At 41.4% G+C, this 6,343-nt stretch carries 6 protein-coding genes; 4 read left to right on the plus strand and 2 right to left on the minus strand.

All coding sequences use genetic code 11. The features are described 5' to 3' along the window. Window positions 1–18: 18 nt before the first annotated feature. Both HHO41_RS17265 and HHO41_RS17270 read right to left on the minus strand, forming a co-directional pair. Window positions 19–1,419, minus strand: a complete 1,401-nt coding sequence (locus tag HHO41_RS17265; RefSeq protein WP_169100951.1) for a head-tail connector protein — start codon at window positions 1,417–1,419, stop codon at window positions 19–21. 189 nt (window positions 1,420–1,608) lie between these two features. Next, window positions 1,609–2,127, minus strand: coding sequence for an antibiotic biosynthesis monooxygenase family protein (locus tag HHO41_RS17270; protein ID WP_169100953.1), 519 nt, complete (start codon window positions 2,125–2,127; stop codon window positions 1,609–1,611). 276 nt (window positions 2,128–2,403) lie between these two features. Between HHO41_RS17270 and hemE the strand changes: the two genes are divergently transcribed. The 4 genes from hemE to hemY all read left to right on the plus strand — a co-directional run bounded on the left by hemE (window position 2,404) and on the right by hemY (window position 6,205). Beyond that, window positions 2,404–3,450 (plus strand): uroporphyrinogen decarboxylase, encoded by a 1,047-nt coding sequence (hemE, locus tag HHO41_RS17275; protein ID WP_169100955.1) that lies wholly within the window; start codon window positions 2,404–2,406, stop codon window positions 3,448–3,450. 185 nt (window positions 3,451–3,635) lie between these two features. Beyond that, complete coding sequence (hemH, locus tag HHO41_RS17280) at window positions 3,636–4,571, plus strand: ferrochelatase (protein ID WP_169100957.1); 936 nt, start codon at window positions 3,636–3,638, stop codon at window positions 4,569–4,571. Between the two features lie 9 nt (window positions 4,572–4,580). Beyond that, complete coding sequence (locus HHO41_RS17285; RefSeq protein ID WP_169100959.1) at window positions 4,581–4,751, plus strand: hypothetical protein; 171 nt, start codon at window positions 4,581–4,583, stop codon at window positions 4,749–4,751. 38 nt (window positions 4,752–4,789) lie between these two features. Next, window positions 4,790–6,205, plus strand: a complete 1,416-nt coding sequence (hemY, locus tag HHO41_RS17290; protein WP_169100961.1) for a protoporphyrinogen oxidase — start codon at window positions 4,790–4,792, stop codon at window positions 6,203–6,205. The last annotated feature ends 138 nt before the right edge of the window (window positions 6,206–6,343 follow it).

Below are 6,343 nucleotides of genomic sequence, written 5' to 3' on the forward strand. Positions count from 1 at the left end.
CAGCACGTTAATGCGGTGCTAGATTAAAAACATAGCGACGATGGTGGTGACGACGAGGCCGATGAGGACTGGCTTAAGATTACGCCGTGCTAATTCAAAGGCATCGACATTACAGATAGCTGCTGCCGGGATCAATGCCCAAGGAACTAATGTGCCACCGCCGACCCAGATGGCAGCAATTTGACCAAGTGCCGTAAGCGTTGCAGCTCCGGCGCCAATTGCTGTGGCAAATAGACTGGCAATCGAGCCTGCCAAGGAAATGCCTGAAAATCCTGATCCGTCTAATCCCGTAATCGCACCGACAACAGTCAACGTAACAGCGCCAACCTCTTTACTAAGTGGAACGACATTAGCGAGGGCCAAACCTAAATCATTCACAATGCCGTGAGAACCTTTTGGAAGGAAATCACCGATTATCGTCGTAAATCCAGAATCACCTAGGTAGAAGAAGGCTGCAATCGGTATGACTGGACCAAATACTTTAAAGCCAAATTGAAATCCGTCGATTAAATAGCTTGTCGTTTTTTCTAACCCTTGGTGCTTATGGCTCACCATCGTAATGATAAGCAAAATGATAATAGAAGTTCCACCAACAAGTGCAGTGGCATCGCCCCCTTGAAGGTCGAACATAAACATCGCGACAACATCCAGTGCAAATAGAACTGGAATAAACAATGCGAAAAACCTTTTTTGATTAATTGACAACAATGTTTGATTAGCCTCATCAGACGGCTTTATTGGTAGAACAGATTGAGATGAATCAACTGTTAACTTTCCTGATTTCATGTCACGCTTTAAAAAATAAAAGGCAGATATTGTTGTAACAAAGCCCATCACTACAACGAGCGGAATGCTGGCATTAATAACATCGCTAACAGGTAGCCCTGCAGCGTCCGCCGTCAGTTTTGGCGCTGCTTGAATAATATAATCCCCTGAAAGTGCGATCCCATGGCCGAATAAGTTCATTGCCATGGCAACACCTAATGCTGGCAAGCCAACACGAACTGCAACTGGAAGCAGGACTGCTCCTAGCAAGGCAACAGCAGGTGAAGGCCAGAAAAACCAAGAGATGACCATCATCAAAATTCCTATTGTCCAATAAGCGAGGGCAGGAGTACGAATGAATTTCGTAAAGGGGGAAATCATAACGTCATTTATTCCAGTTGTGGTTAATGTTTTGCTCATCGCAACAATGATGGAGATAACGAGGATGGTGGAAAGAAGTTCAGTAATGGCAAAAATAAAACTTGCAAAGATACTGCTAACCGAGGCACTCAGCGATCCTGTTGCCGTAATCGCAATGAGAAAAATGCCAACGATACAAACGATGCTAGTATCACGCCGCATGACCATAAAGCCAATGATGAGAACGATGAACGTCACATATATCCAGTGCAGCGCTGTTAAATCAACGCCCATAATTTTCTCTCCTTCCGTCATCCGTCTATGTTTTACTCGGATGTAATACAGAATATGATAACAAGGAGAAGATGTGAGCGGCGCATGAAAATGGTACAAAAATAAGAATGGGAGACGTCATTTTTAAGATGAGCATACCCATTCTTTGATAAATATACTAAAGCATACCTTATAAAACGAGACAAATATTTAGCTTTCGGTATTCTCCGGTACGAAATACTTAGTTACAAATGATGAGCCAGAAAAGATTTTTTTCGGAGATGAGCCTTCCGTGCCGCTTGTTGCAGGCTTTCCATGGGCCTTACCGAATGCTTCAGATTTTTTCCAGCCTTCAAAAGCTGATTCGTCTTCCCAAAGAGTGACGATAACGTATGTGTCAGAGCTTAACGGTCGGAGTACACGAATCCCAACAAAGCCAGGCATTTTTTCAATCGAACGGTTCCGATTTTTAAAGCGATGCTCAAATAAGGCCCGTCCTTCATCGGCAACAGGGATATTGTTCATCATAATAAATCTAGCTTTTGAAAACATACCAACCGAATCAAGAACTTCATAATTACGAGGCTCCTTAAAGATCGTTTCACCATCTGTCTCATGCAGCAAGAGGGCTTGGTCCTCAAACACCATCAGTTGCATCGTTTCGTTCGGATGATTGCTTTTAATTTTTGACAAATAATCATAGGTTCCACCAGTCATGTACACTTTCATCAGCAGTTCACCTCATTCTTTATATTTAAATTAGGTTGATTCTCTCTTTATAATTTCAATAAAGCTATAACCCAATCCTGCTAAAATCGACCAGAAACCTCCATAAATAAATGTGTGAAAAACGTCAATTTATCGACATTTGAAAGCGTAATCTATACAACTATAAAAGAAAAGGATATATTGGAAACAGTTATGTCTAGGATTAAATTAGTTTTTTTCGGTTTTAGTATATACTAAAAGTAAGAACTAGAAGTCTTGAAAGGTGGATATATGTTAATGACGAAAGTGATCAACGAAACTTTTTTAAAAGCAGCCAGAGGTGAAAAAACAGATTATGTTCCAGTTTGGTATATGCGTCAAGCTGGTCGTTCACAACCAGAGTACCGAAAAATAAAAGAAAAGTATTCTTTATTCGAAATTACTCATCAGCCAGAATTGTGCGCGTACGTGACACGCCTACCGGTTGATAATTATAATGTCGATGCTGCAATTCTTTATAAAGATATTATGACGCCACTTCCTGCAATTGGTGTGGATGTTGATATAAAATCAGGCATTGGTCCTGTTATTACTAACCCAATCACTTCTTTAGCAGATGTAGAAAAGCTTGGTGAAATACATCCTGAGGAAGATCTTCCTTACGTGTTTGAAACGATTCGTATTTTAACACAAGAGCAATTATCAGTACCGTTAATCGGTTTTGCCGGTGCACCATTTACAATGGCTAGCTACATGATCGAAGGCGGTCCTTCTAAAAACTACAATAAAACAAAAGCCTTTATGTACACTGATCCTAAAGCTTGGTTCGCGTTAATGGACAAGCTTGGTGATACAACGATTACTTATGTAAAATCTCAAATTAAAGCGGGTGCTAAAGCAGTCCAAATTTTTGATTCTTGGGTTGGTGCTTTAAATGTACAAGACTACCGTTATTTCATTAAGCCTGTAATGACACGGATTTTCTCTGAATTAAGAGCTGAAGGTGTACCATTAATTATGTTTGGTGTTGGCGCAAGCCATTTAGCTCTTGAGTGGAATGACCTTCCTTTAGACGTTGTTGGCTTAGATTGGCGCTTATCAATTGAGCAAGCTCGTTCAATGGGAATCAATAAAACAGTTCAAGGAAACTTAGACCCTGCTATTCTACTTGCACCATGGGAAGTAATTGAAGAAAAAGCTAAGGCGATTTTAGATCAAGGAATGGCACAACCAGGATATATCTTTAATCTTGGGCACGGTGTATTCCCACAGGTGAACCCAGATACTTTAAAACGACTTACTACCTTTATTCATGAGTATTCTGCATCAAAGCTACAAGGTTAATTTTTCAAACATAAGAGTATTTTAAAGAGAAAGCCCCCTGAGTTCCTAAGTGATTTTCTTCCGAATGGAAGAATCTTAGCTACTTTTTGGGGCTTCTTCTGTATTAGAAGTTTTTTTGTTGGTAAAATTGATACTTTTTTGGGAAAATACACAGGTAGATAAAAGTAGAGAATAGGTGGAGACAAATGAGTAAAAAGAAAATGGGACTTCTAGTAATGGCCTATGGAACACCGACAAAAGAAGAGGATATTGAACGATATTACACACATATCCGCCATGGCCGTAAACCTACCCCTGAAATGCTCGAAGACTTGAAAAATCGTTATGAAGCGATTGGGGGCATTTCACCACTTGCAAAAATTACGCTTGACCAAGCCGAGAAGCTTGAACAGCACTTAAATACAATCCAAGATGATATTGAATTCAAATTATATCTTGGTCTTAAACATATTGAACCATTTATTGAAGATGCAGTAAAAGCGATGCATGAGGATGGAATTGAGGAAGCAGTCAGCATCGTTTTAGCTCCGCACTTTTCTACCTTTAGTATAAAATCATACAATGGACGAGCTCAGGAAGAAGCTGCAAAGCATGGCGGCCCAACAATTATCTGTGTAGAAAGCTGGTATCAGGAACCAAAGTTTATTCAATATTGGGCGAAGCAAGTTCGTAATACATACGACAATATGCCAGAAGCTGAAAGACAGCAATCCATGTTAATTGTGTCAGCCCATAGCTTGCCAGCTAGAATTATCCAAATGGGTGATCCCTATCCAAAACAGCTACAGGAAACAGCTGATTTAATTGCCAAAGCAGCGGGAATTGAACATTATGCTGTTGGTTGGCAAAGTGCCGGTAATACTCCTGAGCCATGGTTGGGTCCGGATGTTCAAGACTTAACAGCTGAACTATTTGAAACAGATGGCTATAAGGCGTTTGTCTACACTCCTGTTGGTTTTGTTGCTGACCATTTAGAGGTACTCTATGATAATGACACGGAATGTAAAGCCGTAACAGACAGAGTGGGAGCAAGCTACTATCGCCCAGAAATGCCGAACTCAAAGCCTGAATTTATCGATGCTATGGCAACAGTAATCTTAAATAAATTGTCTTCAATTTAGTGAATAGATATGTTAAAGCGTAGTGTTGATTTTTCACAGTTGATTGGAGCGGAAGGCACGAAGACTCCTGCGGGAGCAGCGGGACAGGTGAGACCCCACAGGCGCTTTGCGCCGAGGAGGCTCACCGCACGCCCCGCGGAAAGCGAAGTGCCTGCAGCGGAAATCAACACTCATGCTTAACAGAACATAGAGAATAAACCGAAAAGAAGGGTTTAACCATGCTAGAAAAGAAACAAAGGGTAGTGATTATTGGGGGAGGAATAACCGGGCTAGCTACGGCGTACTACTTACAAAAACAAGCAATCCAACAAAACCTGCCTTTTGAAGTGAAGCTAATTGAAGCATCGCATCGTCTTGGGGGAAAGATGCAAACGGTTGTTCAGAATGGGTACGTTATTGAAAGAGGTCCGGATTCATTTCTAGAGCGTAAGCAAAGTGCGCTGAGGCTGGCAAATGAAGTAGGCCTATCTGATAAGCTAGTAAACAATTCAGCAGGTCAGTCATTTATTTTTGCCAATCAACGACTTTACCCGATGCCGGGCGGCTCAATTATGGGGATTCCAACTGAAGTCGCTCCATTTATAACGACACAATTATTTTCCGTGACCGGAAAAATGCGAGCAGCAGCAGATTTGATCATTCCGCGTTCGCGGCAAAAAGAGGATCAATCACTTGGGCATTTTTTCCGTCGCCGCCTTGGTGATGAAGTGTTGGAGAATCTAATTGAACCGTTATTGTCAGGGATCTATGCTGGTGATATCGACCAATTAAGCTTACAATCAACATTTCCGCAGTTTTATCAGGTTGAGCAAAAATATCGCAGTTTGATTTTAGGAATGAGAAAATCGACACCAACCAAGCCGAAAAGTTCAACCGACACGGAAGCGAAGAAAGGTCAGTTTATTACCGTGGCAACTGGTTTGCAATCGTTTGTCGAAGCCATCGAAGCAAAGCTCTTGCCGCAATCCGTCATAAAGGGCTACCGTGTTGAATCAGTTCGAAAAGTTGGCGAAGAATATGAGGTAGAGTTAAATAGCCGGGAAAGAATCATTGCTGATAGTGTTGTCGTTGCTGTGCCACATTATGTTGCAGCATCGATATTCTCGCAATACAAATATTTTTCAGTTTTTAAAGAAGTGCCCGCTACCTCGGTAGCCACTGTCGCCTTAGCCTTTTCGAAATCAGCTATCAAAAAAGATATTGATGGAACAGGTTTTGTTGTATCTAGGAATAGTGATTCGTCGATTACCGCCTGCACTTGGACACATAAAAAGTGGCCGCACAGTACACCTGAAGGTAAAGTTTTGCTACGATGTTATGTAGGCAGACCAGGTCATGAAACAATCGTCGATCTTTCAGATGATCAAATCATCAATATTGTATTGGATGACTTAAATAAGACAATGGCCATTACCGAAAAACCGGAATTATCGGTTGTGACGCGCTGGAAGGATTCAATGCCTCAATATACAGTTGGACATCAAAAACGGCTTGAATATGTAACAAATCAGGTTGCCAAAGACATGCCCGGGGTATATTTAGCAGGCAGTTCCTATCGTGGAATTGGAGTTCCTGATTGTATCGACCAGGCTGAGGCAACCGTTGAGAAAGTATTAAACTTTCTTAGAAAATGACAAACAAAGTAGCTATTTGGCACCGTAATGTTGCGGTGCCTTTTTGTGCGACGGGCAGTCGCATGGAGTGTTGATCCAGTCAGCACTCTTCTTTTAATTATCTGACAGAGACGTCATTTCGATGAAACGACTGGTTGA

It is taken from the genome of Bacillus sp. DNRA2, assembly GCF_012843265.1.
Lineage (GTDB): Bacteria > Bacillota > Bacilli > Bacillales > Cytobacillaceae > Bacillus_BU.